The 26,626-nt window shown below is 29.6% G+C and carries 21 protein-coding genes, 2 riboswitches and 1 other annotated feature; of the genes, 6 read left to right on the forward strand and 15 right to left on the reverse strand.

The window, feature by feature from the left end; translation table 11 throughout:
* Positions 1-72: 72 nt before the first annotated feature.
* The gene (gene spoVG, locus ACQPVP_RS11185) at positions 73-357 is read right to left on the reverse strand and encodes a septation regulator SpoVG (protein WP_430841539.1); all 285 of its coding nucleotides are present in this window, start codon (positions 355-357) and stop codon (positions 73-75) included.
* A 129-nt stretch (positions 358-486) separates the two neighbouring features.
* Positions 487-1,305: a pur operon repressor gene (gene purR, locus ACQPVP_RS11190; RefSeq protein WP_430849955.1), complete on the reverse strand. Its 819-nt coding sequence runs from the start codon at positions 1,303-1,305 to the stop codon at positions 487-489.
* 278 nt (positions 1,306-1,583) lie between these two features.
* Here purR and murC point away from each other — a divergent pair, with 278 nt between their 5' ends.
* Positions 1,584-2,960, forward strand: a complete 1,377-nt coding sequence (gene murC / locus ACQPVP_RS11195; protein WP_430849957.1) for a UDP-N-acetylmuramate--L-alanine ligase — start codon at positions 1,584-1,586, stop codon at positions 2,958-2,960.
* Positions 2,961-3,158: 198 nt separating this feature from the next.
* A complete protein-coding gene (locus ACQPVP_RS11200) occupies positions 3,159-3,977 on the forward strand; it encodes a purine-nucleoside phosphorylase (protein ID WP_430849959.1) in 819 nt (272 codons plus the stop codon).
* Between the two features lie 139 nt (positions 3,978-4,116).
* On the opposite strand, the gene ACQPVP_RS11205 is transcribed toward ACQPVP_RS11200, so the two are convergent.
* A complete protein-coding gene (locus ACQPVP_RS11205) occupies positions 4,117-5,196 on the reverse strand; it encodes a M24 family metallopeptidase (protein WP_430849961.1) in 1,080 nt (359 codons plus the stop codon).
* A gap of 119 nt (positions 5,197-5,315) precedes the next feature.
* On the opposite strand from ACQPVP_RS11205, the gene ACQPVP_RS11210 reads away from it, so the two are divergent.
* Positions 5,316-6,014, forward strand: a complete 699-nt coding sequence (locus ACQPVP_RS11210; protein ID WP_430849963.1) for a metallophosphoesterase family protein — start codon at positions 5,316-5,318, stop codon at positions 6,012-6,014.
* A 216-nt stretch (positions 6,015-6,230) separates the two neighbouring features.
* On the opposite strand, the gene ACQPVP_RS11215 is transcribed toward ACQPVP_RS11210, so the two are convergent.
* Entirely contained in the window at positions 6,231-6,422 is a 192-nt protein-coding gene (locus tag ACQPVP_RS11215; RefSeq protein ID WP_430849965.1) for a hypothetical protein, read from the reverse strand.
* Positions 6,423-6,517: 95 nt separating this feature from the next.
* Positions 6,518-6,786 (forward strand) — a binding site (T-box leader).
* Positions 6,787-6,837: 51 nt separating this feature from the next.
* Between ACQPVP_RS11215 and asnS the strand changes: the two genes are divergently transcribed.
* Positions 6,838-8,232 (forward strand): asparagine--tRNA ligase, encoded by a 1,395-nt coding sequence (gene asnS, locus ACQPVP_RS11220; RefSeq protein WP_430849966.1) that lies wholly within the window; start codon positions 6,838-6,840, stop codon positions 8,230-8,232.
* Between the two features lie 15 nt (positions 8,233-8,247).
* On the opposite strand, the gene ACQPVP_RS11225 is transcribed toward asnS, so the two are convergent.
* The 4 genes from ACQPVP_RS11225 to xylA all read right to left on the reverse strand — a co-directional run bounded on the left by ACQPVP_RS11225 (position 8,248) and on the right by xylA (position 13,056).
* The gene (locus tag ACQPVP_RS11225; protein ID WP_430849968.1) at positions 8,248-9,486 is read right to left on the reverse strand and encodes a chloride channel protein; all 1,239 of its coding nucleotides are present in this window, start codon (positions 9,484-9,486) and stop codon (positions 8,248-8,250) included.
* A gap of 61 nt (positions 9,487-9,547) precedes the next feature.
* Positions 9,548-9,620, reverse strand: a riboswitch (Fluoride riboswitch).
* Positions 9,621-9,711: 91 nt separating this feature from the next.
* Positions 9,712-10,122, reverse strand: coding sequence for a hypothetical protein (locus ACQPVP_RS11230; protein WP_430849970.1), 411 nt, complete (start codon positions 10,120-10,122; stop codon positions 9,712-9,714).
* Positions 10,123-10,232: 110 nt separating this feature from the next.
* On the reverse strand, positions 10,233-11,687 hold the full coding sequence (gene xylB, locus ACQPVP_RS11235; RefSeq protein ID WP_430849971.1) for a xylulokinase: 1,455 nt from the start codon (positions 11,685-11,687) through the stop codon (positions 10,233-10,235).
* Positions 11,688-11,748: 61 nt separating this feature from the next.
* Positions 11,749-13,056 carry a xylose isomerase gene (gene xylA / locus ACQPVP_RS11240; protein ID WP_430849973.1) on the reverse strand — a complete coding sequence of 436 codons (1,308 nt, stop codon included), beginning with the start codon at positions 13,054-13,056 and terminating at the stop codon, positions 11,749-11,751.
* A 179-nt stretch (positions 13,057-13,235) separates the two neighbouring features.
* Between xylA and ACQPVP_RS11245 the strand changes: the two genes are divergently transcribed.
* Positions 13,236-14,384 (forward strand): ROK family transcriptional regulator, encoded by a 1,149-nt coding sequence (locus ACQPVP_RS11245; RefSeq protein WP_430849974.1) that lies wholly within the window; start codon positions 13,236-13,238, stop codon positions 14,382-14,384.
* A 96-nt stretch (positions 14,385-14,480) separates the two neighbouring features.
* Here the strand turns inward: ACQPVP_RS11245 and ACQPVP_RS11250 are convergent, their stop codons facing one another.
* A complete protein-coding gene (locus tag ACQPVP_RS11250) occupies positions 14,481-15,956 on the reverse strand; it encodes a leucyl aminopeptidase (protein WP_430849975.1) in 1,476 nt (491 codons plus the stop codon).
* A gap of 307 nt (positions 15,957-16,263) precedes the next feature.
* Between ACQPVP_RS11250 and ACQPVP_RS11255 the strand changes: the two genes are divergently transcribed.
* Positions 16,264-18,288, forward strand: coding sequence for a penicillin-binding transpeptidase domain-containing protein (locus tag ACQPVP_RS11255; RefSeq protein ID WP_430849977.1), 2,025 nt, complete (start codon positions 16,264-16,266; stop codon positions 18,286-18,288).
* Positions 18,289-18,357: 69 nt separating this feature from the next.
* Here ACQPVP_RS11255 and ACQPVP_RS11260 read toward each other — a convergent pair whose 3' ends face one another.
* The 6 genes from ACQPVP_RS11260 to ACQPVP_RS11285 form a co-directional block, all read right to left on the reverse strand.
* The gene (locus ACQPVP_RS11260; RefSeq protein ID WP_430849979.1) at positions 18,358-18,930 is read right to left on the reverse strand and encodes a xanthine phosphoribosyltransferase; all 573 of its coding nucleotides are present in this window, start codon (positions 18,928-18,930) and stop codon (positions 18,358-18,360) included.
* Between the two features lie 85 nt (positions 18,931-19,015).
* Positions 19,016-19,117, reverse strand: a riboswitch (purine riboswitch).
* A gap of 37 nt (positions 19,118-19,154) precedes the next feature.
* Positions 19,155-19,664: an anaerobic ribonucleoside-triphosphate reductase activating protein gene (nrdG, locus tag ACQPVP_RS11265; RefSeq protein WP_430849981.1), complete on the reverse strand. Its 510-nt coding sequence runs from the start codon at positions 19,662-19,664 to the stop codon at positions 19,155-19,157.
* A 24-nt stretch (positions 19,665-19,688) separates the two neighbouring features.
* Positions 19,689-20,948 (reverse strand): CapA family protein, encoded by a 1,260-nt coding sequence (locus ACQPVP_RS11270; RefSeq protein ID WP_430849983.1) that lies wholly within the window; start codon positions 20,946-20,948, stop codon positions 19,689-19,691.
* Positions 20,949-21,049: 101 nt separating this feature from the next.
* On the reverse strand, positions 21,050-22,972 hold the full coding sequence (locus ACQPVP_RS11275) for an aconitate hydratase (RefSeq protein WP_430849985.1): 1,923 nt from the start codon (positions 22,970-22,972) through the stop codon (positions 21,050-21,052).
* 20 nt (positions 22,973-22,992) lie between these two features.
* A complete protein-coding gene (gene nifV, locus ACQPVP_RS11280) occupies positions 22,993-24,156 on the reverse strand; it encodes a homocitrate synthase (protein ID WP_430849987.1) in 1,164 nt (387 codons plus the stop codon).
* Positions 24,157-24,466: 310 nt separating this feature from the next.
* Complete coding sequence (locus ACQPVP_RS11285) at positions 24,467-26,581, reverse strand: anaerobic ribonucleoside triphosphate reductase (RefSeq protein WP_430849989.1); 2,115 nt, start codon at positions 26,579-26,581, stop codon at positions 24,467-24,469.
* Positions 26,582-26,626 lie beyond the last annotated feature (45 nt).

The following is a 26,626-nucleotide window of genomic DNA, read 5'->3' on the forward strand; positions in this document are numbered from 1 at the left end:
CTATAACATATATATTCTAAAGTAGGGCAAAAAAATAAAAGGGATATCCCTTTTATTTTTGATTAGTTCATATTAGCCAACCACTACTTCTGATTCATCCTCTAATTTAGCTTTTTCATAAGCTTCTAAGATTGATGCCTGAATTTTTTCTCTAGTGTCAGTGTTTATTGGATGTGCTATATCCTTAAACTCTCCATCTGGAGTCTTTCTACTTGGCATGGCTATAAATAATCCATTTTGTCCTTCTATTACCTTAATGTCATGAACTACAAATTCATTGTCAAATGTAACTGAAACTATAGCCTTCATTTTTCCATCAGAAGCTATTTTTCTAATTCTTACATCAGTTATTGTCATTGCACTACACCTCCGTCGCTATGATATAGATATAAAATTCTATAAAAATTGTAAAAATCCTCTTTTTATTTTGAATTTTTTTAAATTTTTTAAAAATTTAAAATTTTAGCAACTTCTTGTAGCTTTATTTTAATCTGATATTAAGCTCGAAGGTCTAACTTCTAACCCTTGTTCATCTTCTAAATTTTTAAGTTCAACTATAGAAATATATTCATCTACTCTTTTTTGAGTAACTCCTATATTATCAATTAATACTCCAATTCCTATTAATTCACTTTCAAATTCATTTAAAAGATCCTTTATTCCCTGAGCTGTTCCGCCACCTCTTAAGAAATCATCTATAAATATACATTTGCTTTTTGGTTTCATAGATCTCTTTGATAATGACATTTGTTGAATTCTGCCACTAGTTCCTGATACATAATTAATTGTAACTGTTGAACCTTCTGTAACCTTATTATCTCTTCTAATAATAACCAAAGGGATACCAAGATTCCTAGCAACTTCATATGCCAGAGGAATACCCTTAGTTTCAACTGTCACTACATAATCTACATTATTATCATAAAATACTGATGATAATATAACCCCAGCTTTACTAACAATTTGTGGATTGTACATTAAATCTGTCACATAAATAAAATTTCCCGGAACTATTCTACTTTTATCTTTTAACATTTCACAAAGATTTTCCGCAAATTTCTTCATACTTTCATTTTCTATTCCTGGAATATACTTTATTCCCCCAGCTGCCCCAGAAATAGTTTCAACTTTTCCCATTTCAAGTTTTTCTAATATTTCTCTCACTATAACTATATCTTCACTAATAGTTGATTTAGCTGCATTTAATAAATCCGAAAATTTATTAAGTCCTATAACCTTATTAGGATTTTCAGTTAAAATTTTCGTAATAGCAACTACTCTACTATTTCTGCTTAATTTTTCCAAAATATATCACCTACATTTTTATTATTTTCCGAATTATTTGTTAGTTTCAAGCATCTAATATTCATATTTTATTCTATATTTTTCTCAATATCAATAGATTTTAATCACTAATACTGTAAAATACTTATAATTATAAAATTTTTAATAAAAATTCACCAATTTATATAATATATAACTTTTTTATGTGTTCATTTTCTTAAATTTGTATATAATTATAAGGTGAAAACTATTTAAGATTAAATTTGTAAATTTTTCTTAATATAAAAGGAGTTGGTATTTTGTCATTCGATCTAAATAAAGATATAAATAAAAAAATACATTTTATAGGCATTGGCGGAATTAGTATGAGCGGTCTTGCTGCCCTTTTATTAACTAAAGGCTATAAAGTATCTGGATCTGACTCAAAAGAGTCCGAAATTACAAATAAATTAAAAGATGAAGGTGCAGAAATTTACATAGGTCATAATAAAGATAATATAAAAAATGTTGACTTAGTAGTTTACACAGCTGCGATACCATCAGACAACCCTGAAATAATAGAAGCTAAAAATCAAAATATAGAACTTTTAGATAGAGCTGAATTCTTAGGATTCATTATGAAAGGTCATAAATATAATGTTGCCGTAGCTGGTACTCACGGAAAAACTACTTCTACATCAATGCTATCTCACGTAACTCTAAAAGCTAATTTAGATCCTACAATATTAGTTGGGGGAGAATTAGATGTTATAGATGGTAATTTTAAGATTGGTGATAGTGAATACTTTGTAACAGAAGCTTGTGAATATAAAGAATCATTCTTAAAGTTCTACCCTTATATAGGAATTATTTTAAATATAGATGCTGACCACTTAGATTATTATAGAGATCTAAATCATATAAAGGAAACCTTTGAGAAATTCTCTAATATAATTCCTGAAGATGGTTACTTAATTGGATATTGTGAAGATGAAAATGTAAATGAAATATTAAAGAAAGCTAAATGTAATACAATTAGCTACGGAATAAATGCTGGTGATGTAAGAGCTACTAACATCTCCTTTAATAATAAGGGATGTGCAACTTTCACTGTTTGTAAGGATGAAAAAGAATTATTTGATGTAACTTTAAGTACTACTGGAAAGCATAATATTTTAAATGCTTTATCAACTATTTGTGTAAGCTTAATATTTGATATTCCTTATAATGTAATTGTAGAAGGTTTAAAGGAATGTAAGGGTGCTCATAAGAGATTTGAATATAAAGGCGAGTTTAATGGAGCAACTATAATAGACGATTATGCTCATCATCCAGTTGAAATAAAAGCTACATTAGATACTGCTGAGATAATTCCTCATAAAAATATATATGCAGTATTCCAACCACATACTTATACTAGAACTAAAACTTTGTTCAATGAATTCACTACTTGTTTTGATGATGTAGATGAACTTTTACTGATGGATATCTATGCAGCAAGAGAAAAAGATACCGGGCTTGTATCATCAAATCAACTTGGTGATGCATTAAGAGCTAAAGGTATAAACTGTACTAATGTTCACAGTCATGAAGAAGCTGCTAAATACTTAAAAACTAAAGCTTCAGACAATGACCTAATTTTAACTATAGGTGCAGGGGATGTTGTTAAGGTAGCAGATATTATACTAAAAAAATAATATTATTTTTTACTAACAGCTAGTTAATCTTAATAATTAGCTGTTAATTTTTTTATAGAGTTCTGGATATCTTTTTACTACTCTACTAATAATATTGATATTGTTTGCTTTATGTGTTTCTTTTTATCTAATTTTAATTTATAATTTACAATACAATACTAATTTGATAAAAATAAATTTATTTATAGAGGTGATTTTATGAACTTATCAATGAAGATTAAAAATGCTGCAGATTTTATTATAAAAAAATCTAAGTATAAGCCTGAAATTGGGTTGATACTTGGCTCTGGTCTTGGTTCATTAGCTGACTCAATCGAAAATCCAGAATTTTATCCTTATGAAGAACTTCCTCATTTCCCTATATCAACAGTTGAAGGCCATGCAGGAAGATTAGTTATAGGTATGTTAAACGGAAAATGTGTTGTAGCTATGCAAGGAAGATTCCACTACTATGAAGGATATGAGTTAAGTGAAGTCACTTTTCCTGTTAGAGTTATGAAACTTCTAGGTGTTGAAAAACTTATCGTTACTAATGCAGCTGGTTCAGTAAACACAAACTATAGACCTGGAGACTTAATGATTATAACAGACCAAATTAATTTCTCTGGAGCTAATCCATTAATAGGTGCTAATCTTAAGGAATTTGGACCAAGATTCCCTGATATGTCTAGTGCATATACTCCAGAATTAATAAAAAAGGCAGAAGAAATTGCTAGTGGATTAAAAATAGATACTAAGAAAGGTGTTTACATGATGTTTAGTGGTCCTACTTATGAAACTCCTGCTGAAATAAGAATGGCTAGAGTTATAGGGGCAGATGCAGTTGGTATGTCAACTGTTCCAGAAGTAATTGTTGCCGCACATTCTGGTATGAAAGTTCTTGGAATATCATGCTTAACTAACATGGCTGCAGGTATCTTAGATCAACCTCTAAACCATGAAGAAGTTATGGAAACTTCAGCTAAAGTAAAAGAAACATTTACTAAGCTTATGAATAAAATAATAGAAGAAATATAGAAATGTGCTTTCACACAATGTAGAATGAATAATGTAAAATTAAAGAAGAAACTTCCTTACGACGTTTCTAAAGTAGATATATTTCTAGTAATTCATCATTTTACATTTTTAAAAAGGAGCTTTTTACAGCTCCTTTTTATCATTTAATTATTGTTATATCTTTAGTTACTGAATTTAAAACTTCACATCCATCTTTAGTAACTAAAACTAAATCCTCTATTCTAACTCCAATATCATCTTTTAAATATATACCAGGTTCAATAGAAAATATCATTCCCTCTTTAACTTCTTCATGATTAGTTGAACTTACATCTCCAAAATCATGATCTTCTATTCCTATGCTATGTCCTGTTCTATGAGTAAAATACTCTCCATATCCTGCATTTTCAATATAATCTCTTGCAGCTTTATCTATTTCTGAGAACTTAACTCCTTCTTTAACCTTTCTTATAGCGCTTAAATTAGCTTCTTTAACTATATTATATATTTCTGCATGTCTTTCACTTGGCTCTTCACCAAGGAAGATAGTTCTAGTCATATCAGAACAATAAGAATTATAAACTCCTCCAATATCTATAACTATGCTATGCCCTTTCTTTATAGTGGTATTATCTGAATGATGATGAGGATCTGCCCCATTAGGACTAACTGCAACTATAGGTGAAAAGGAAAATTCGTTAACTTCATGTTTTTCATATATATCAGCTAAAAGACTAGCATAGTACTTTTCAGTTTTTCCTTCCTTTAAGTTATCCCAAAGTTCAAGCATAACCTTATCATTTATTTCTGAGGATTTTTTCATTAGATCTATTTCTTCAGCATCCTTTATCATTCTTAATCTATCTATAATCGAAGACCCATTAACAAAAGCCTTTGCTCCATTATTGTTCATTAATTTAATTAAAAAATGTGCTGGCCAATTTTTATCCACAGCTAATACGCTTTCCTTATCCACAACTGTGCATAATATTTGTATTGGATCTTCAATATCTGTATACCAAATTAAATCAACACCCAAATCCTCATAAACCGGGAATAACTTATTAACAATAAGTTTATGATTTCCGTTAGTATTTAAATATAAAGCCACCATTCTTTCTCCTGGGGAAAACCACTTTCCTGTTAAATAAAATATAGCAGGTGGTGATGATACTAGCATTTGATTTAAGCCTTGATTTGACATCTCTCTTAATACATTATTTACTCTATTTGTCTTCATAATTAATTCACCTCTATTTATATCTATACCTATAATATAACTCATGAACAAAATAATATCTATTTATATCAATAATTTATAGTGATATAATTAAATATATTTATTTAGGAGGATTGATTATGAAAATAGCTGCAATTTCAGATATACACGGAAATATATATTCACTAATGAAGGTTTTAGAGGATATAGATGAACAAAAAGTAGATTTGGTAGTTTGCCTTGGTGACTTAGTAGGATATGGTCCTCATCCAAACGAAGTTGTATCTTTAATAAAAAGAAGAGAAATGCCTTGCATAAAAGGAAATTACGATGCCTCTGTAGTAGATGGAGCTTTTACATTTATAAGAGATACTTCAATTAACTCCTTTGCACTCCCTTGGGCCGCTGAAGAAGTTAGAGCCTCAAATAAATTCTATTTATCTCAACTTCCTACTGAATTAAATTATGATATTAATGGAGTAAAAATTAAGTTTACCCACGGTAGCCCAAATAAAATAAATGAATATTTATTTGAAGCTGGGGAAAATACTAATAAAATTATGGAATCATTAGAGGAAGATGTTTTAGTTTGCGCTCACACTCATATTCCTTCTTATAAGAAATTTGGTGATAAAGTATTTATAAATACAGGAAGTGTCGGCAAACCTAAGATTGGTCGTCCAAATGCTACTTATGTTTTAATAGAAATAAAAGAAGATAAAACTGTTGCTGTTAAGTTTAGAGAATTAGAATATGAATATAAAAGAATAGTTAAAGATGCTCAAATGCTTAGCTTTCCTGCACAATTAATAGCATCTTATGAAAGCGGAAAAGAGTAAAAAAGTAGATAGATATTATATTCCTTGCTCCGTCGCATTCGCTCCAAGTCGCCAGAATATAATATCTATCTACTACTATACTAAAGGATAAAATTCAGCTTAGCTGAATTTTTTATTTTTTCATCATACTTTTCTATACAAAAAATACTTTCAATAAAGTTATCATTATAATATAAATCATATGAAGCTTTATCTACTTCATCTCTTTAAACTAACCTAGTGCCTCCACATAAAATATTTATCTCTTTTTTGCTTTCCATTATCTCTAAGATATGCATCTATTTGATTACATACTCTCTCCATAACTTCCATTAAACTATTTTTATACTCTTCTGGATATGTTATTAACATGCTTTTTAGCTTATTTAATTCGATAAATTTTTCCTCTAAATAATCTTTATCACTCATTTAACTCCCCCTAATTTATTTCCTAAAATTATCTTATGATTTAAAGTTGCAAATGTTAGTAAATTGATGTAAAATCTTAATAAACTGTATATACTATTATTACTATGACGAGAAGAGTAGCTATATGGAAGTAGTCTTAGCGAGTAAGGAATGGTGAAAGCCTTATACGAAGCCTTTAGTGAAGAACATCTCTGAGTTTCTAACCGAACAAGTAAAAAATTATTATATTTATAAAATAATTTTTATTTAAGTAGACTTAGACGGATTCAAACCGTTATATCTTGAATGACATTATTTAGTGTCAGATGAGTGGCTATTTATAGCAACCTGGGTGGTACCGCGAAATTATCCTTTCGTCCCTTGTTTTGGGATGAAAGGTTTTTTTATTATACAAATTTAACTAGGAGGAAATGAAATGAGTAAAGTTGTTTATGTAAAATCACTTTATAGAAATCAAGAAGAATATTTATCTAAAGAAATTACAATTTCTGGTTGGATAAGAACATTAAGAGCATCTAATGCTTTTGGATTTATTGAAGTAAATGATGGTACTTTCTTTAAGAATGTGCAAGTTGTTTTTGATAACAAAATTGAAAACTTTAAAGAAGTTTCAAAATTACCTATTAGCTCATCAATTACTGTTATAGGTACTTTAGTAGCTACTCCAGAAGCTAAGCAACCTTTTGAAATTCAAGCTAAGGAAGTTATAATAGAAGGAATGTCTAGTTCCGATTATCCACTTCAAAAGAAGAGACACACTTTTGAATATTTAAGAACTATAGCTCACTTAAGACCAAGGAGTAATGCATTTTCAGCAGTATTTAGAGTTCGTTCAGTAGCTGCATATGCTATACACAAATTCTTCCAAGAAAGAGGATTTGTTTACACTCATACTCCATTAATAACTGGAAGTGATGCTGAGGGTGCTGGAGAAATGTTTAGAGTAACTACTTTAGATCTACACAATGTTCCAAAGACTGAAGGTGGAGAAATTGACTTCAAAGAAGATTTCTTTGGAAAAGAAAGTAACCTTACAGTATCTGGACAATTAAACGCTGAATGTTATGCTTTAGCATTTAGAAATGTTTATACTTTTGGACCTACTTTTAGAGCTGAAAACTCAAACACGGCAAGACATGCAGCTGAATTCTGGATGATAGAACCTGAAATTGCTTTTGCTGATCTACAAGATGATATGGAATTAGCTGAAGATATGCTTAAATATGTTTTAGAATATGTTTTAGCTGAATGTCCAGAGGAAATGGCATTCTTTAATCAATTTGTTGATAAAGGAATCTTAGATAGATTAAACCATGTAGTATCATCTGACTTTGGAAAGGTAACTTATACTGAAGCAGTTGAAATATTAAAGAAAGCTGATAAGAAGTTTGAGTATCCAGTTGAATGGGGTATCGATCTTCAAACAGAACATGAAAGATATCTTACTGAAGAACACTTTAAGAAACCAGTGTTTGTAACTGATTATCCAAAAGATATAAAAGCTTTCTATATGAGATTAAATGATGATGGAAAGACAGTTGCTGCAACTGATCTACTAGTTCCAGGAATCGGAGAGCTTATAGGTGGAAGCCAAAGAGAAGAAAGAATCGATATCTTAACTAAGAGAATGGCTGAACTTGGTCTTAAAGAAGAGGATTACTGGTGGTATTTAGAGCTTAGAAAATACGGCGAAACTAAGCATGCTGGATTTGGATTAGGTTTTGAAAGACTTATCATGTACATTACAGGTATGTCAAATATCAGAGACGTAATCCCATTCCCAAGAACTACAGGACAATCTGAATTCTAATACAAAAGGAAGTGATTATTTCACTTCCTTTTCTGCATTTTCTAAAGATATCCCTTTATGTTTTTCAAATCTTTTTAGCTTAGGTGTCTTAATAACTTGCGCTCCATAAATTCCATTATGACCTATTATATGGTAACTAATAAATGCCCCAATTATATAATACGGAACAGCTTCTGATCCAAATAAATTAATTCCCAACATAATAGTAGTAATTGGAGTATTAGTGGCACTTCCAAAAACACAAATCATTCCAATAGCTGCTAGTAATGAAGGTTCTAGATTAGTTAAGTTACCTATAGCACCACCTAATGAAGCACCTATATCAAATAATGGAGTAACTTCTCCCCCTTGGAATCCAGCTCCTAAAGTTAGTATAGTTAATATTAGTTTCTTTATTGGATCTAAAATAGTTACATCTCCTGAAAAACCGCTATCAATAAGCCAAGTACTTAATCCCTCAAACTTATATAACCTAAATATTATAATTACTAATAAAACTACTGTTGATGATATTATTGCTCTAGATATATTATTTTTTATATTTTTACTATAAAAGCCTTTAACTAAATGAATTCCTTTGGCAAATAGTCTTCCAAAAACTCCAAATAAAATTGAAGATACTATTACTATTAATAATGTATATAAAGAAATATTAGGAACTGCTTTTATTATATGTCCTGAATGATTTATACCTAATGATTCTGTAACAAAATTAGCTGTATAAGACCCAATAAAACAATATATCATTGCTTCATAACTTAGCTTTCCTATAAAGCATACCTCCATACCAAAAAATGTTCCTGCAAGTGGAGTCCCAAATACTGAACCAAAGGCAGCGCTTATTCCAGACATAATTAAAACTCTTTTTGCCTTATGCTCCATTTTAAAAGTATTAGCTATCTTATTAGTTAAAGTTCCTCCTATTTGAACTGCTGTACCTTCTCTTCCTGCTGATCCACCAGCTAAGTGAGTTAACACAGTAAATATAAATGTTAAAATTGCCATTCTGAAAGGAACTTTTACATCCTTTTGAACACTTTCAATAATTAAATTATTCCCTCTATTAGAGCCTTTTCCATACTTTGAATATGTATATGCTGTTAGTACTCCTATTACTGGAATTAAAAAAATTAAATAAGGAAAACTTCCTCTTAGTGTTGTAACTAATTCTAATGATTTTAAAAATATTGCTGATATAACCCCCATTATAATTGAAACTATAATAGTACAAATAGCTAGTTTAAAACTTCTCATCTTATGTCACCTTTCTAATAATTAATTCTAAAAAATAAAAAAAGACTATGGCTCTACGATTAAAATCATAGAAGTCATTAGTCTTACTTGACGGTTTAGATTTCTCATGGGAGAACTTCATTCCCAATAATTATTCGTATTTTACTTAAATATTATAATACTAAAATTTATAAAAATCAATCTATCTATATAATTATCATACATCCAAATACTTATTTAAAATTTCTATACTAAACTATTTTTTTTACTCATATAAATTATAAATGCTATTATTGATAATAATATTTGGACAATGCTAAGAATAATAAATTCACCTGTTGCTAAATATATATCTCCTAATACTCTTATTGATATTAGTAAGCTTACAAGAAATATTAATCCCATAATAAATGAAATTATTATCCCCATATTCTCTTTAGATAAATTAAAAATTCCTGCTATTAAATTACCTAATCCATAAAAAGCTATTGCAATAATTCCTGGAATAATCCAATTTGTAAAAGGAACCCTAGATAACCATTCTTGTGGGTATTCACCAAACCTTCCTGATATCATTATAATACCACAATAAATTGCTCCTAATGCTAAAAACAAATCATAAATTGCTAAAATTAATTTCATTTTATTATTTTTCATAATTATCACCCCTTAATGAAATAATATCATCTGTTTTTATATTTATCAATATATTTTTATTGATAAACAATATTATTTTATTTCAAAAAAAGCTGAGTTTCCTCAGCTTTTTATATATTTTTTATATTTTCATATACTCTTTTATAATGAGTATAAACTTCTTTATATGCTTGTACTGACTCTTTATTTGGATAATAACATTCCTTTTCCTTTACTATTACCTTTACAGCTTTCTCAAATGAATCAAACCACTTTAAAGAAACAGCTGCAATAATTGATGCTCCAAGGGATGGACCCTCTTCTATTTTTAAAGATATTATCTTTTTATTAAATATATTTGCTTGTATTTGAAGCCAATCCTTAGACTTAGCCCCTCCCCCTACTGAAATTATATCTCTATCACTATCATCTTCATAAATACTAAAGCAATCTTTTAATGAGAATGTTATTCCTTCAATAACTGCTCTTGCAAAATGATTTAAATCATGACTTTTATCTATTCCTATAAATGTTCCTCTAATTTTACTATCTGTATATGGAGTTCTTTCACCTACTATATATGGAGCAAATAATAATCCATTAGATCCTTCTTTAACATTAGAAATACCACTTAATAATTCCTCGAAGCTTTTATCCTTTGCAAATGTATCCCTAAACCAAGTTAGTGAATCTCCAGCAGAAAGAGTTACCCCCATAGAATAATAGCTATTTGGTATCACATTATTAAACATATGAAGTTTTCCACCATAATTCTTATATCCTTCTTCATATTTTAAATATACTCCTGATGTACCTATACTCAATAAATCTCTATTTTTATTTATTATTCCTGACCCTAAAGCTGAACATGGGTTATCAGAACCAGCTGGGAATATTTTTACACTTCCTTTAACATTTAATTTTTTCTTTAACTCATCATTCAATTCTCCTACACATTCAATTGAATTATATATCTTAGGATACTTCTCTAAATCTAAATTCAAAAAATTTGCTATTTCTTCTGACCACTTTCCCTCTTTTACATCTAACATTTGAGTTCCTGCTGCATCAGAGATATCTGTACATATATTCCCTGTGTATTTAAATACTAAGTAATCTTTAGGTAAACAGAATTTTTTAGTTTTGTCCCAATTTTCAGGTTCATTTTCCTTTACCCATAATACCTTTGGAAGTGTGAATCCTTCTAGACTTTTATTCCCTGTAATTTCAATTATTTTGTCTGAAAAATTATCCATGATATATTGGCATTGCTTAGTAGTTCTTGTATCATTCCATAGAATACTTCTTCTTATAGGTTTATTTTCATTATCTAATAATACTAAGCTATGCATTTGCCCAGATATACTTATAGCTCTTAAATCATGTCCCTCTAAATTTCTAGTTATTTTCTCTAAAACTTTAACTGAAGCATTATACCAATCCTCTGGCTCCTGCTCTGAGTACCCTTCCCTACTGTTATATAAAGAATAGCTTTCTGAATACTTTAATATAACTTCTCCTTCTCTACTTAAAGCTATTCCCTTAATAGATCCTGTTCCTAAATCTAAACCTATAACATATTCCATAAAACATCCCCCTTATTTTAATAAATGAGGGAGACTCTTGCCTCCCCCATTTACTTCTATATTAATATATTAGATCATTTAATTTAGATTTTACATATTCTATATGTGACGATTTATTCTTAACTTCTTTTACTGATAGTGCATATTCAGTTAAATCTTCTAAATTAGTTTCACCATTCAATAATTTCTTGCCTACTTCATTTTCATAAGATGAATATCTATCCTTTTTAAGATTATCTAAATATCCACTTTCTATTATTCTTGCTGCTGCCTTTAAGCCTCTTGCATAAGTGTCCATTCCAGCTATATGTGCTAAGAACAAATCTTCTTGTTCAAAGGAACTTCTTCTAACCTTAGCATCAAAGTTTATACCACCATCATGTAATCCACCATTTTTTAAGATCTCTATCATTACTAAAGTAGTATCATATATATTTGTTGGGAATTCATCTGTATCCCATCCTAATAATGAATCGCCTTGGTTAGCATCAATTGAACCTAAAGCATTATAATTTCTAGCTATATTTAATTCATGCTCAAAAGTATGACCTGCAAGCATTGCATGGTTTGCTTCAATATTTAGTTTAAAGTCTTCCATTAAATCATATCTTTGAAGGAAGGCTAATGTAGTTGCAGCATCAAAATCATATTGATGTGCCATTGGTTCCTTTGGTTTTGGCTCAATTAAGAAAGTTAATTTATGATTAATTTTCTTTGTATACGCTACTGCCATTTTATATAATCTTGCTATATTTTCTTCTTCAAACTTAATATCTGTATTTAAGAAACATTCATATCCTTCTCTTCCACCCCAGAATACAAAGTTTTTACCACCTAATTTTTTACTTATATCAATTCCCTTTTTAACTTGAGCTGCTGAAATCGCATAAACATCTACATTAGGACTTGAAGCAGCCCCATTAACGTATATTGGATTAGAGTGTCTATCTGCTGTATTCCACAAAAGTTTAATTCCAGTCTTGTCCATCTTTTCTTTCATATAGTCTGTGATAGCATCTAAGTTATTGAAGAATTCCTCTAAGTTATTTCCAAAAGGAGCTACGTCCATATCATGGAAGCAAAAATATTCGACTCCCAACTTTTCAAAGAATTCAAAAGCAGCATCAACCTTATTCTTTGCTGTTTCCATTAGATCTTTTGTATTCCAATTTCTTATATTAGTAGCCTTTCCAAATGGATCTGATCCATCTTGATTAAATGTATGCCAGTAAGCAACTGCAAATTTTAAATGCTCTTTCATTGGCTTTCCTAAAACTACCTCTTCTGGATTGTAGTGATGAAATGCAAATATGTTATCTGTTTTTGGTCCTTCATATTTAATTTTTTCAATATTATTAAAGAATTCCATATAATCACCCCATAAATTTTAATTAGTTAGTTTTCCTATCTAACCTAATGGTACACCCTTTCTTTTTCAATGTCAATGTTTACATAGAGGTTTTTTCAATTTTTATCCAACTATTGATTTTGAACTTTTTAATTTGCTATGCTATATTATTTATAAACACTCAATAAGGATGGTATACTATGGAAAACAAATTTAACATTCGGAAGTCCAATATAGTTGAAATATTAAATTTACTTTATAATAAACCAAATATATCTAGAATTGAGATTTCAAAGCTTATAAATCTAAATAAAGCTAGCGTTTCGGAAATTATTAGCTTATTAATAGAAAAAGAAATAGTTTCAGAAATTGGAACAGGTAATGGTAGTTCTAGCGGTGGAAGAAAACCTATTCTTCTCAAATTAAATGATAAGGCTGGTTTAAGCTTAGGAATAGACTTAGGAATAGATTACGTAAGTTTTTTACTAACTGACCTAAATAAAAATATATTGGCTTATAATAGATTTGAAAAAACAGTTAATAAAAATAATGTTGTTAATATTATTATTGATATTATTAGGTCTTTAGATAATTATATAGATGGATATATTTATGGCTTAATTGGTGTTAGCCTTGCAATTCATGGTAGAGTGTTCAATGATAATATCAAATTTACTCCATATTATGACCTAGATAAGATAAATCTAAAAGAAGAGTTGTCTAATATTATTCCAAGCATTAGCTTCCACTTAGAAAATGAATCTAATTTAGCAGCTATTGGAGAATTTGAAAACTCTATAGATCAACTAAAAAACTCAATTATTATAAATGTTCATTCTGGTATTGGTGCTGGAATTATAATTAATGAAAAGCTTTATACAGGATTTGAAGGACGTGCAGGTGAAGTAGGACATATGATTCTTATTCCAAATGGGAAAAAATGTCCATGCGGAAATAATGGATGTTTTGAGCAATACTGCTCTATTCCAGCTTTATTAGAAGATTTTAATGAGAAATCAAACTTAAAAATTCAAACAGTGAAAGCTCTTTGTGATTTATATAATTCTAATAATAAAGAGGCTGTTGAGACTATTTCAAATAACATAGAGCTTATGGCCATAGGAATTACAAATATATTCAACTATTTTGCCCCAGATAATATATTTATACATAGTGAATTAATAGACTATATACCTGAATACTTGAATTTAATTAATCATAAAATTAAATCCACTTTTTCTAAGGATGTTACCCTACTACAAAATAAATTAGATGGTAAATCAAATTTATTTGGAGGCGTAACTCGTTGTGTTTATGATTTTTTAAATGAATTTCCAGATATAATATAGTATATTCTTTAAATTAATAATCTCCTCTTATCCATTAACTTCTTATATATTATAATTTAAAAGAAGCTCAGCGTATACTGAGCTTCTTCATTAGTTTTATTTACTTCTTCTCTTAGCTAATTCATATAATGTATGAACTGGAGCTCCAGTACCACCTTTAACCCCTAAGTCGCTATTACTTGAAGTCCAAGCTGTTCCAGCTATATCTAAGTGTAACCATGGTTTATCTTGAACAAATGCTTCTATGAATAATCCTGCAGTTATTGTTCCTGCAAATCTTCCTCCACTATTCTTTAAGTCTGCTATATCAGATTTAATTAATTCTTTATAATCATCAAAAGCAGGTAGTTGCCACATTTTATCTCCAGTATATTCTGAAGCTAATTTTAATTCATTATAGAATTCATCATTATTTGTAACTACTGCTGTAGTAGTTTCTCCTAATGCAACTAAAGCTGCTCCTGTTAATGTTGCTAAATCTATAACTTCATTAACCTTTTCTTCAGTAATAATATAATGAACAGCATCTACTAAAGTTAATCTACCTTCAGCATCTGTATTAACAACTTCTATAGTCTTTCCAGCCATAGATCCGATTACTTCACCCGGCTTATAAGCTTCACCAGAAATTAAGTTTTCACAAGATGCTACAACTGCAATTACATTAAGCTTTAATTTTCTCTTAGCAATTATAGACATTGCACCTATAACTGAAGCTGCTCCACCCATATCTGATTTCATATCTACCATGCCACTAGTTGGCTTTATTGAATATCCACCTGAATCGTAAGTTAAACCCTTACCTACTAATCCAAGAACATTTTCTTTATTATCCTTATCTCCAAAATATCTCATAACTATAAGTTTAGGTTCCTTTGCAGATCCCTTTGCTACATTATAGAAAGCTTCCATCTTTAAAGCTTTTATTTTATCCACTCCATTAACTTCTACTTCAAATCCACTCTCTTTACCAACCTTAACTGCTTCTTCTGCTAAAGTTTCAGGATAAATAACATTTGATGGTTCATTAACTAAATTTCTCGCAATTATTATTCCATTAGCTACTTCAACACCTTCGTTAATTGCATCTTCTATTTCCTTAGTAGCTTCTTTTATTCCACATCTAGAAATTGAAACATTTAATTCACTTTCTTCTTTAACATCAGTTTTATATTTATTAAATGTATAACTTGATAATTTTGCTGAAGTTGCCATAGCTTTTATCAATTCTTCAAGTTTTATAGTTTCAGTATGAGGCACTCTTAAGAATATGTTTGTAAGTCCTAAAGACTTAAGTTTCTTAATTCCCTTTCCTGTTGCTTCTCTAACCTTATCTAGATTTAAATTTTCTTCCTTTCCTAAACCAACTAAAATTACTGTTTGAATAGTATCATTAAGTTGTCTTGTGAAAGTATAAACTTCTCCATTCTTTCCATTGAATAATTCTTTTGCTTCTGCAAATTTTATATTTTTATTTAACTCTTCATTTGATACTTGTAAATTACCTTCTAATAAATATATAACTAAAGCATCCGCTGTTGAACAAGTTAAATTTCTATAATTTATACTCATTTAATCACCTCGTTTTAACTTTCTTTTACTCATAATACCACTATTAGGAAATCTATTCAATGGATAATCATTATTATTTAAATTTTTTTAATTTTTATTGTATAAAAATTTATATATGGTCAATACTACTAATGTAGATACAAAACCTGTTTATACAGGTCCCATCCCCCATTTATTTATAAAGCGCTTCGGCGCTTTTTTATTTTACAAAAATTCAAGATAACCTTTCCTTTTTTATTATGTAGAGCTATCACTTTAATGGTATAATTTAGAATATAAATTATATTTTAAGGAGATAGATAAATTCATGAAATTAAAAACATATTTAAAATTAACTGTATTATCTACGTTTCTCATAGCATACATGCTAATATCTACCAGTTGTACAGGATTAAGTAAAGCTGAACAGGCTTATAACAACTTTACTGAAAAATGGGCTACAGCTGATTATTCATCTATGTATGAAATGTTAACTAATGAATCTAAAGAATATATATCAGAAGATGATTTTATTTCAAGATACACTAATATTTTTTCTGCCATAAATGCTAATAATTTAACTTTTGAAATTGATGGTGAAAAAATAAAAGAAGATGGAATAATTACTATTCCATTTAAATTAACTATGAATACTTTAACTGGTGATCTTAGTCTTACTGACTATAAATTAACTTTAGTTAAAGAAGATAAAGATTACAAGATAAAATGGAATGAAAGTTTAATATTCCCTAATATGGTTAAAGACGATAAAGTAAGAGTTTCTACTACACAAGCTAAAAGAGGCAGTATACTTGATAGAAATGGTACTGTCCTTGCAGAAGATGGAACCTTAGTTACAGTAGGTATTTACCCATCAAACTTTAATAAATCAAATGTAGAAGCTAAAATTACTGAAATTGCAAATGCATTGGATATAAGTGAAGATAATATTACTTCTAAGCTAAATGCAAATACTAATCCTGAACATTTTATTCCTTTAGTAGATGTATTACCAAATGACTCAAAACTATCTACTCTTAAAAATAGGGATGAAGAGGGAATTCTTTTAAATGAAAAAGTTGGTAGAGTTTATTATGGTGGAGAATCCTTTGGAAGATTAATTGGATATATTGGAAGTATTACTGCAGAAGAACTAGAGTCAAATATTGAAAAAGGATATAGTGATACAAGCCTTATTGGGAAAGCAGGATTAGAACAAGTTTATGAAGATACCTTAAGAGGCAATGATGCTGCTGAAATTTATATAGAACGTGGCATGGATAGGATAACTATTGCTAGCACAGAAGTAAAGGATGGAAATGATATTAAATTATCTATAGATACTGATTTACAAAATAAAATTTATAGTGAAATGACTGGAGAAAAGGGGGCTGCTACTGCTGTTGACCCTAAAACTGGCGAAGTCCTTGCAATGGTAAGTGCTCCTTCCTATGACTCAAACACATTTACTACCTATATAAGTAAAACACAAGAAGCTAAATGGGAAGAAAATGACCATACAGATGAAATAAACAGATTTAATAAAACTTATTCACCTGGCTCTACTATGAAATTTTTAACATCAGTTATTGGTTTAGAAAATGGTGTTATAGATCCTAATGAAGAAAAAGATATAGAAGGTTTAACTTGGCAAGAAGATAGTTCTTGGGGTGATTACAAAATAACAAGGGTAATAGACCCAGGAAAATCAGTAAACTTAAAAGATGCTGCCAATTACTCAGATAATATTTATTATGCCCAAGTAGCCTTAGAACTTGGAAGTGAAAAATTTATTAATGGACTTAAGAACTTTGGCGTAGGTGAAGAATTAACATTTGAGTATCCAATGGAAACAACTCAAATATCAAATGATGGAGAATTAAGTAGAGATATACTTCTTGCAGATACAGGATATGGACAAGGTGAAATCATGGTTACTCCACTTCATATGGCTTTATTTTATAGCACTTTAGCAAATGAAGGTAATATTATGCAGCCTAGATTAGTTATAAGTCAAAATTCTGAATCAAAAGTTTGGAAAGAAGGATTAATTTCAAAAGATAACTTAAAAACTTTAGTAGATACATTTACAGCATTAATTAATGATTCAGGAGCAACCCTTGCAGATGGAGCTGTTCCAGGACACAGAGTTGCTGGTAAATCCGGTTCTGCTGAGATAAAAGAATCTCAAGATGACACTAATGGAACTGAGAATGGATGGTTTGTTTCTGTAGATCCTGATTCATCTAAAATATCAATTGCTATGATAATTGAAGATGTGAAAGGAAGAGGAGGTAGCCACGTTACTATCCCTAAAGTAAGAAACGTTATGGACTATTATCTAAATAAATAATAAAAAGGAATTCAGCTATATGCTGAATTCCAAACTAAATTTTTAATTCTTAATTTTTTATAAAAAAACTTACTTTATTACAACTTTTCCGTCTTCAAACTTTTCTATAATTGCTAAAGACTCAACTCTAACACCCATTTCTTCAAGCACACTTCTACCTTCTTGGAAACCTTTTTCTATTACTATTCCAATTCCAACTAAGTTTGATTTCGCTTGAGTTACTAAATCAATTAGCCCTTTAGTTGCACATCCTTTAGCTAAAAAATCATCTATTATTAATATGTTTTCGCCTTCATTTAAAAATTGTTTTCCAACTCTAACTTTATATGTCTTATTTTTAGTAAAAGAATGAACTTCTGATTCATATACTTCTTTATCTAAATTTAAACTTTCTGTCTTTTTAGCAAATAGAACTGGTACATAATCAAAATATTGAGAAACAATAGCAGCTATTCCAATACCTGAAGCCTCTATTGTTAGTATCTTATCTATTTTTTCTCCTTCAAACCTCTTTTTGAATTCTTTACCAACTTCATTTAAAAACTTTATATCCATTTGGTGGTTTAAGAAAGAATCAACTTTTAATATATTTCCCTCTCTTACTTTTCCTTTGTTCATTATCATTTCTTTTAATAATTCCATGTATTTTTCCCCTTTACTACTTAATAATATAGTATTCTAGAAGCCTGTCCTCTTTATATCTTCAGTAATAAAGCCAAGAAATTTTTATGGCAATATTTTTTTTCGTAGTTAGGATATTTACGGTTTCCTAGTAGAAACACTTGAACCATATTTTCAAGCATATACGAATACTATAATGTTCTTTTTTTTGATAATTATAATATTTTAAATTAAATAAAGCAAGTTTAATAATTTAAAGTAACTATATTACCAGTTCTAAGACTCTCTTTCACGTCTATAATTCTTTGATTAGTTGAACCTCTAAACCTTAACCCTTCAACAGCTTTATCTTGTTCAAATTTTCCATCAACTAATACATCTAAATTATTAATTAAAGCTTTCCATCCTTTTCTATTATCTAAATTATTAAGTATATACTCAAATTTATATCCTGTATAACTCCAGATGTTTAAATTTTTTTCTTTAAAAGCTCTTGCCATATATGAAAACTCTTCTGCCCTTTCAAATGGATCTCCACCACTAAATGTAATACCCTTAATCATTGGATTTTTATATACATCGTCTATAAGTTCTTTAATATCTTTCTCTTCTCCCCCTGAAAAGTCATGTGTTTCTGGATTAAAACACCCTTTACAATTGTGATTGCATCCTTGAGAAAAGAATACTCGTCTAATACCCGGACCATTTACTAAGCTTTCATAAGCAATTCCTGATAGTCTAATAGTATTCTTCAATGATTACATCCCCTTTGATATAATTTAATCTTTTATTTTTATTTTATCACTATATGCTTCAATTATACCTTTACTCCTATTAAAAGACTCTACCACCCTGCTTTTTCTTGAATCAATTAAATATGAAGCATCATTTATAGTTGCTGGTACAACCTCATAAAATAACTTATTGTCCTTACCATACCAATTTACCCAAGTTGGTATATATGTTGGATATTCTACTTTTATTTCTCCAGTATCTTCATTTTTATTTATTTTAACAAAAACTATAACTCCATCTTCTGTATAAGGATTTTCTATCCTCTCAGTTCTTTGACTAGATAAAAAGTTTCCCATAGAATAAATAACTGAGGTTTCATGAAGTCCATCATCCGACTTAATAACATCTATTGGTTGTAATGAATGAGGATGAGTTGCAAAAATAACATCCACTCCGTTATTTGCTAAAAATTGAGCTATTTCTATTTGAGTTTCATTTGGCTCTAATTCATATTCATCTCCCCAATGCATATAAAATATTATAACCTCAGCTCCATTAGACTTCATTTTATTTATTTCTTCCTTCATATTCTGAAAATCCTCTTCTAAAGAATCTTCTCTAAATGTATTCATTAATGGATAAATTTCACTTGATATAGGGATCCCATTTAATCCCCTGACTCCTCCTTCAGCTGTCATAGTATAACTATAAGATATTATTCCAACTTTTATCCCTTTAACATCTTTTATTATATATCTATCATTATCTTCACTTGACCTAGTTCCTATTATGTCAAATCCACTATTTTGTAAAACTTCTCTAGTTCTGTGAAACCCTCTAATATCCCTATCTAATGAATGATTATTCATATTATTAACTACATCTATTCCTGCCCACTTCATTGCATCTGCCAATTCATCTGGAGCATTAAAGCTTGGATATCCTGAAAATCCGTAATTTTCTATGCCAGATAAAGTCCCTTCTAAGTTTGATATAGTTAAGTCAGCATTGCTTAGATATTCTTTTACATATTGAAGGGTATTTTTAAAGTCATAGCTATCGCTTTCTGAGTCATATTGAGTTTCTAGTATTTCCTTATGTATTAGTATATCTCCAGTAGCAGCTATTTCTATTGTATTTATACTATCTTTTTCTTCTTCTGCTTCACTAATTATTTCCCCAACACTTTCTATGGAATTTTCTTCACTCATCTTATTTGATAATGTTTTCATTTTTGGAATATAAAATAATCCTACCAAAAACAAAGCAAAAACAAATAATAAAATAAATACTCTTTTCTTCATAATTCCTCCTTATAATATTGTTCAGTTTCAATTATATACCAATTAATAAAATAAAAACAGCATACAGAACAATATTGCTTTGTATGCTGTTTATATAAAATTTACCCTTTTATCTTAACATAATTAAGCCTTCCGCCAGTCTTAATAACTTCAATTTCTTTTTCTGTCAAATTAATATATACGTTAAATAAGCTTCCTTTAGTAACATTCTTAATTATAGTCTTACCATTAACTAAAGCAGACTTAATATCAGTTATTACAAGCTCATCTAAAAGCCCCACATTATCATAATCTACCTCTGCTTCAAATTCCATTGGTATTATACCATTATTAATAAGATTCGCTTTATGAATTCTTGCAAAAGACTTGGCTATTACAGCTTTAACACCTAAATATAAGGGAACAAGAGCTGCATGCTCTCTACTAGAACCTTGTCCATAATTATTCCCTGCTACTATTATACCACCATTATTTTCTTTTGCACGTTTAGGGAAGTCTTCATCAACTGTGTTAAAGCAATATTCAGCTAAATACGGTATATTAGATCTAAATGGCAATAATTTAGAATTTGAAGGCATAATATGGTCAGTAGTAATATTATCCTCAACTTTTATTAACACTTTTCCAGATAAATCTTCCCCCAATGGTTTATTCACTGGGAATGGTTTTATATTAGGTCCTCTAAGAACTTCTACATCTTTTCCATTTTCAGCTGGAGTTATTATCATAGAATCATCTATTAAGAATCTTTCTGGCATTTCTATATTTATATCTACATCACATTCTCTTGGATCTGTTAATACTCCATTTATAGCTGAAACAGCTGCTGTCTCTGGACTTACTAAATAGACCTTAGCTGTTAATGTACCACTTCTTCCATAAAAATTTCTATTAAATGTTCTTAAAGATATACCATCTGTTCCAGGAGCCTGACCCATCCCAATGCATGGTCCACAAGAATTTTCTAATATTCTTGCTCCTGCACTAATAATATCGCCTAAGGCTCCATTTCTTGCAATCATCTCCATAACTTGTCTAGATCCAGGTGCTATTACTAAACTAACATCCTTATGAACCTTATTTCCTTTTAATATTTTTGCAACCTTCATTAAATCTTCATAAGAAGAGTTTGTACAACTTCCTATAGCAACTTGATCAACTTTTATTTTACCTATACTTACTACTTCTTCAACATTATCTGGACTATGCGGTTTAGCTGCTAAAGGTCTAAGGTCATTTAAATCAATAGTTATTTCTTCATCATAAACTGCATCTTCATCAGGTTTAAATTCTATCCAATCTTTCTCTCTTCCTTGAGCCTTAAAATATTCTAATGTTTTTTCATCACTTGGAAATATTGATGTAGTTGCGCCAAGCTCTGCTCCCATATTAGTAATTGTGGCTCTTTGTGGAACTGAAAGAGTCTTAACACCTTCTCCTGAATACTCAAATACCCTTGAAACACCACCCTTAACTGTTAATCTTCTTAAAACTTCAAGAATAATATCTTTTGCTGCTACCATGGGTTGTAATTTACCAATTAAATTAATTTTACAAACCTTTGGAGTAGTTATATAATAGGCTCCTCCCCCCATTGCTAATGCAACATCAAGTCCACCTGCCCCCATAGCAAGCATACCAACACCTCCTGAAGTTGGAGTGTGACTATCTGATCCTATAAGAGTATCTCCAGGAACTGAAAATCTTTCTAAGAATACCTGGTGACAAATTCCATTACCAGGCTTAGAGAAATAGACTCCATATTTTGATGCTACAGTTTGTATAAACTTATGATCATCAGCATTTTCAAAGCCTTGCTGTAACATATTATGATCAATAAATGCTACTGATTTTTTAGTCTTAACCTTATCTATTCCCATAGCCTCTAATTGTAAATATGCCATAGTACCCGTTGAATCTTGAGTTAAAGTTCTATCTATTTTGATTCCTATTTCCTTACCTATTTTAATTTTCCCTTCAACTAAATGACTTTTTAGGATCTTATAAACTAAATTGTCCCCCATTATTTATTGCCTCCTTTAAGTTAATTAATATTTTTTTCTTTTATTCTTAAGTACTCCTTATATATTTGAACTAATTCCTTATCAAATAAACTTCTCTTAAGTCTTACAGAAGTTGCTCTCACCATTTGAAGAACTCCTTGAGCTGAAATATCGTCTAAATCTACTCCATACTCCTTAAACTTATTTATAATTCCAGCTTTTCCAGAATGCTTTCCTATAACTATTTGTCTTTCAAGTCCAACAATATCAGGATCAAAAGCTTCATAATTCTTTGGATTTTTTATAGCTCCATCTGCATGAATACCCGATTCATGTGCAAACATATTATCCCCAACTATTGCCTTCCAAGCTGGAAGTATTCTCCCTGATGCTCTTGATACATATTCAGAAACTTCCCTAAACATAGTTGTATCCATATTTCCCTCATAGTTATATACAAACATTAGTCCCATTAAAACTTCCTCCAAAGCAGCATTACCAGCTCTTTCCCCAAGTCCGTTAACTGTAACCCCAACATGAGAAGCTCCCCCTATAATACCTGCTATAGCATTTGCTGTTGCCATACCAAAGTCATTATGAGTATGCATTTCTATATCAAAATTAGTCTTTGAGTAAAGATATTTTATATTATCACAAATTTTAAATGGTTCCATTATTCCAACAGTATCACAATATCTAAATCTATCAGCACCAGCTTGTTTAGCAGTTTCAATAAATTCAATTAAAAACTCCCTATCCGCTCTTGAAGCATCTTCACCATTTACTGAAACGTATAATCCATTTTTCTTCGCAAATTCTACCGATTTAACCATATTTTCTAATACCCATTCTCTGGATGTTCTAAGTTTGTGTTGTATATGAATATCAGAAACTGATATAGAAATTGCCACAGCATCTACTCCACAATCTATTGATTCTTCAATATCTTTTATTACAGCTCTATTCCAAGCCATAATACTAGATTTTAAATTTCTCTTTGCAATTCTTTTTATGGCTTCTTTTTCATCTCCACCCATAGTAGGAATTCCTACTTCAAGTTGATCTACTCCAAGGTCACTTAACATACTAGCTATTGCTATCTTTTCTTCATTAGCAAAAACAACGCCAGCTGTTTGTTCTCCATCTCTTAATGTAGTATCTACAATAAAAATTTCTTTGCCATCTTTCACATTCTTTACTGACATAAACTTCCCCCTTTAAATTATTTATTAATTACTACTAAATAAATTACCCCAACTAAAAAATACATAATTTCCAAAAATTATTAATAATAATTTTACCATATATAGTTAATTCAAACAAGCAAAATCGCCTTTGACTTATATGAAAATTGCAAGTTTTTATAAAATTATTTCACTTTTCCTTTGTAAAATAATTTTATAGGTGGTTTTTTTACAAATTTCTGCAATGAAAATATAATTTCTTGCATCTAAAAAAAGTAATAAGGCAAGCTTATCTTTAAAATTAGATCATCTTGCCTTTTATATTAATACATTAAATTACACTATAATTTTTTTTATTTCCAGAATGAGAAATTCTATCTGCCCTTTCTTCATATTTTCCAGGGCCAAACCTTTCATCTAAACTTAAATATCCAGTTACTCTAGATACTCCTTGAATATCTTCGCTTCCACATTTATTACACTTTCTTTCACTACTATCTAAGAACCCTCCACAATTTTTACAATATCTTATATGAAAATTAACTCCTAAATAGCTTATATTGGTACTCTTATATGCATAATTCAATATATCCATTATAATTTCTCCAGAAGGTCTATCATCTACCTCTATATAACTAATATGTCCTGCATTACAAAGTTTGTGATAAGGTGCTTCAATATCTATTTTATCTTTTATTGATATAGGATAATTTACAGGTATATGAAAGCTATTTGTATAGTAATCTTTATCTGTAATACCTTTGATTATTCCAAAAATTTTCTTATCTTGTTTTATAAATTTACCGGATAACCCCTCTGCTGGAGTAGCATAACAACTCCAATTTAATTTAGTTTCCTCAGTTATTCTGTCTACAAATTTTCTAATGTAACTAATTATTTTAATTCCTAACTCTCTTGACTCTTTATTTTCACCATGATGATGTCCTACTAAAGATACTAATGTTTCTGCAAGTCCTATAAATCCTATTCCCCATGTACCTTGCTTTAATATTGGCTCAATAGAATCTTCTTCTGATAAACCTTCAGACCCTTTTATTAATCCTTGACCAGCTACAAAAGGTAAATCTTTAACTCTTAGCTTCTTTAAAACATCATATCTATTTAACAAAGCTTCTTTTGCCAGTTCCAGTCTTGTATCTAATATGTTAAAAAACTCTTCTAAATCACCTTTAGCTTGCATTCCGATTCTAGGTAAATTAATTGTTACAGGAGCAATATTCCCCCTACCTTTACATCCAGGTTCACCATTAATATTTTTCATTAAATAAGTTCTACATCCCATAGTTGCTGGCATATATCCTTTATCATAATATTCCTTATTAAAATCTGCATCTATATTCATAAATGTAGGATTCATTCTTTTGGCTGCAACTTCACAAGCTAATTTATACAAATAATAATATTTATCTTCTGGCTCTCTATTTATTCCCTCTTTAACTCTAAATATTATGTTAGGAAAAATAGGCTGCTCTCCTTTTCCTAATCCCTTTTCATATTCTTTTAAAAATATTTCACAAATTAATGCAGCATCATCAGAATTAGGTATTCCTAAATTAATTGAACTAAATGGTACCTGAGAACCAGCTCTTGAATGCATTGTATTTAAATTATATACAATGCCTTGCATAGCCTGATGTACTCTTTTTTTTAATCTTTTTTCAGCTAAAACTTCAATTTTATCATTATCAACACCTAACTCCTCAAGTTCATCTATTATTTCTTGCCTAGTAGGCTCAACAAATATAGATAAATCATTATCAAAATCTGGATGTGATTGTCCGCCAAACATATCGTTTTGCGATGATTGAAGTAATATGCATGAAAGCTCAGCAGCTGTTTCTATTCTTTTTGGGCATTTAATAGTTCCATAACCTGTATTAAACCCTTTTTCAAGCATCTCTCTTGTTGGTATATGAAGACAATTTATAGTTAAATTATAACTATCTAAATCATGAAAATATAAATCTCCAATTTCATGAGCTCTTGCTAATCTTTTAGGCATAATGGCTAAGTTGTGCCACTTGTTGGACTCTGATGCTATTCTTAATAGCTTTGAGCTGAAATTATTTCCTACATTTGCATTATCCCTATCAGTTTCTACCCCTATTTTTTCAATAGCTTTCATCAAATCTGATTTTATTTCTCTAACTTTAGTTCTTTCTCTTCTATAATTAGAATAAACAACTTTAACATTTTTATATCCTTCATGAATTAAAGATTTTTCTACTATATTTTGAATTTCCTCAACAGTTATTTTACTTTTCTTTTCTTCCTCAATATAGCTTGTAGCTTTTTGCACTACTCTTAATACTTCACTTTCTCTTAGTTTTTCCCCAATTTCCTCTCCAGATTTTTTAATTGCATTTGCTATTTTAACTGAATCAAAAGGAACTTCTCTTCCATCCCTTTTCACTACATATAGCATATAATCAACCTCCCAAATACTATATATTGTATAACATTAGTATTC

Source organism: Clostridium nigeriense (assembly GCF_050585265.1).
In the GTDB taxonomy this organism is placed as follows: Bacteria; Bacillota; Clostridia; order Clostridiales; family Clostridiaceae; genus Clostridium; species Clostridium nigeriense_B.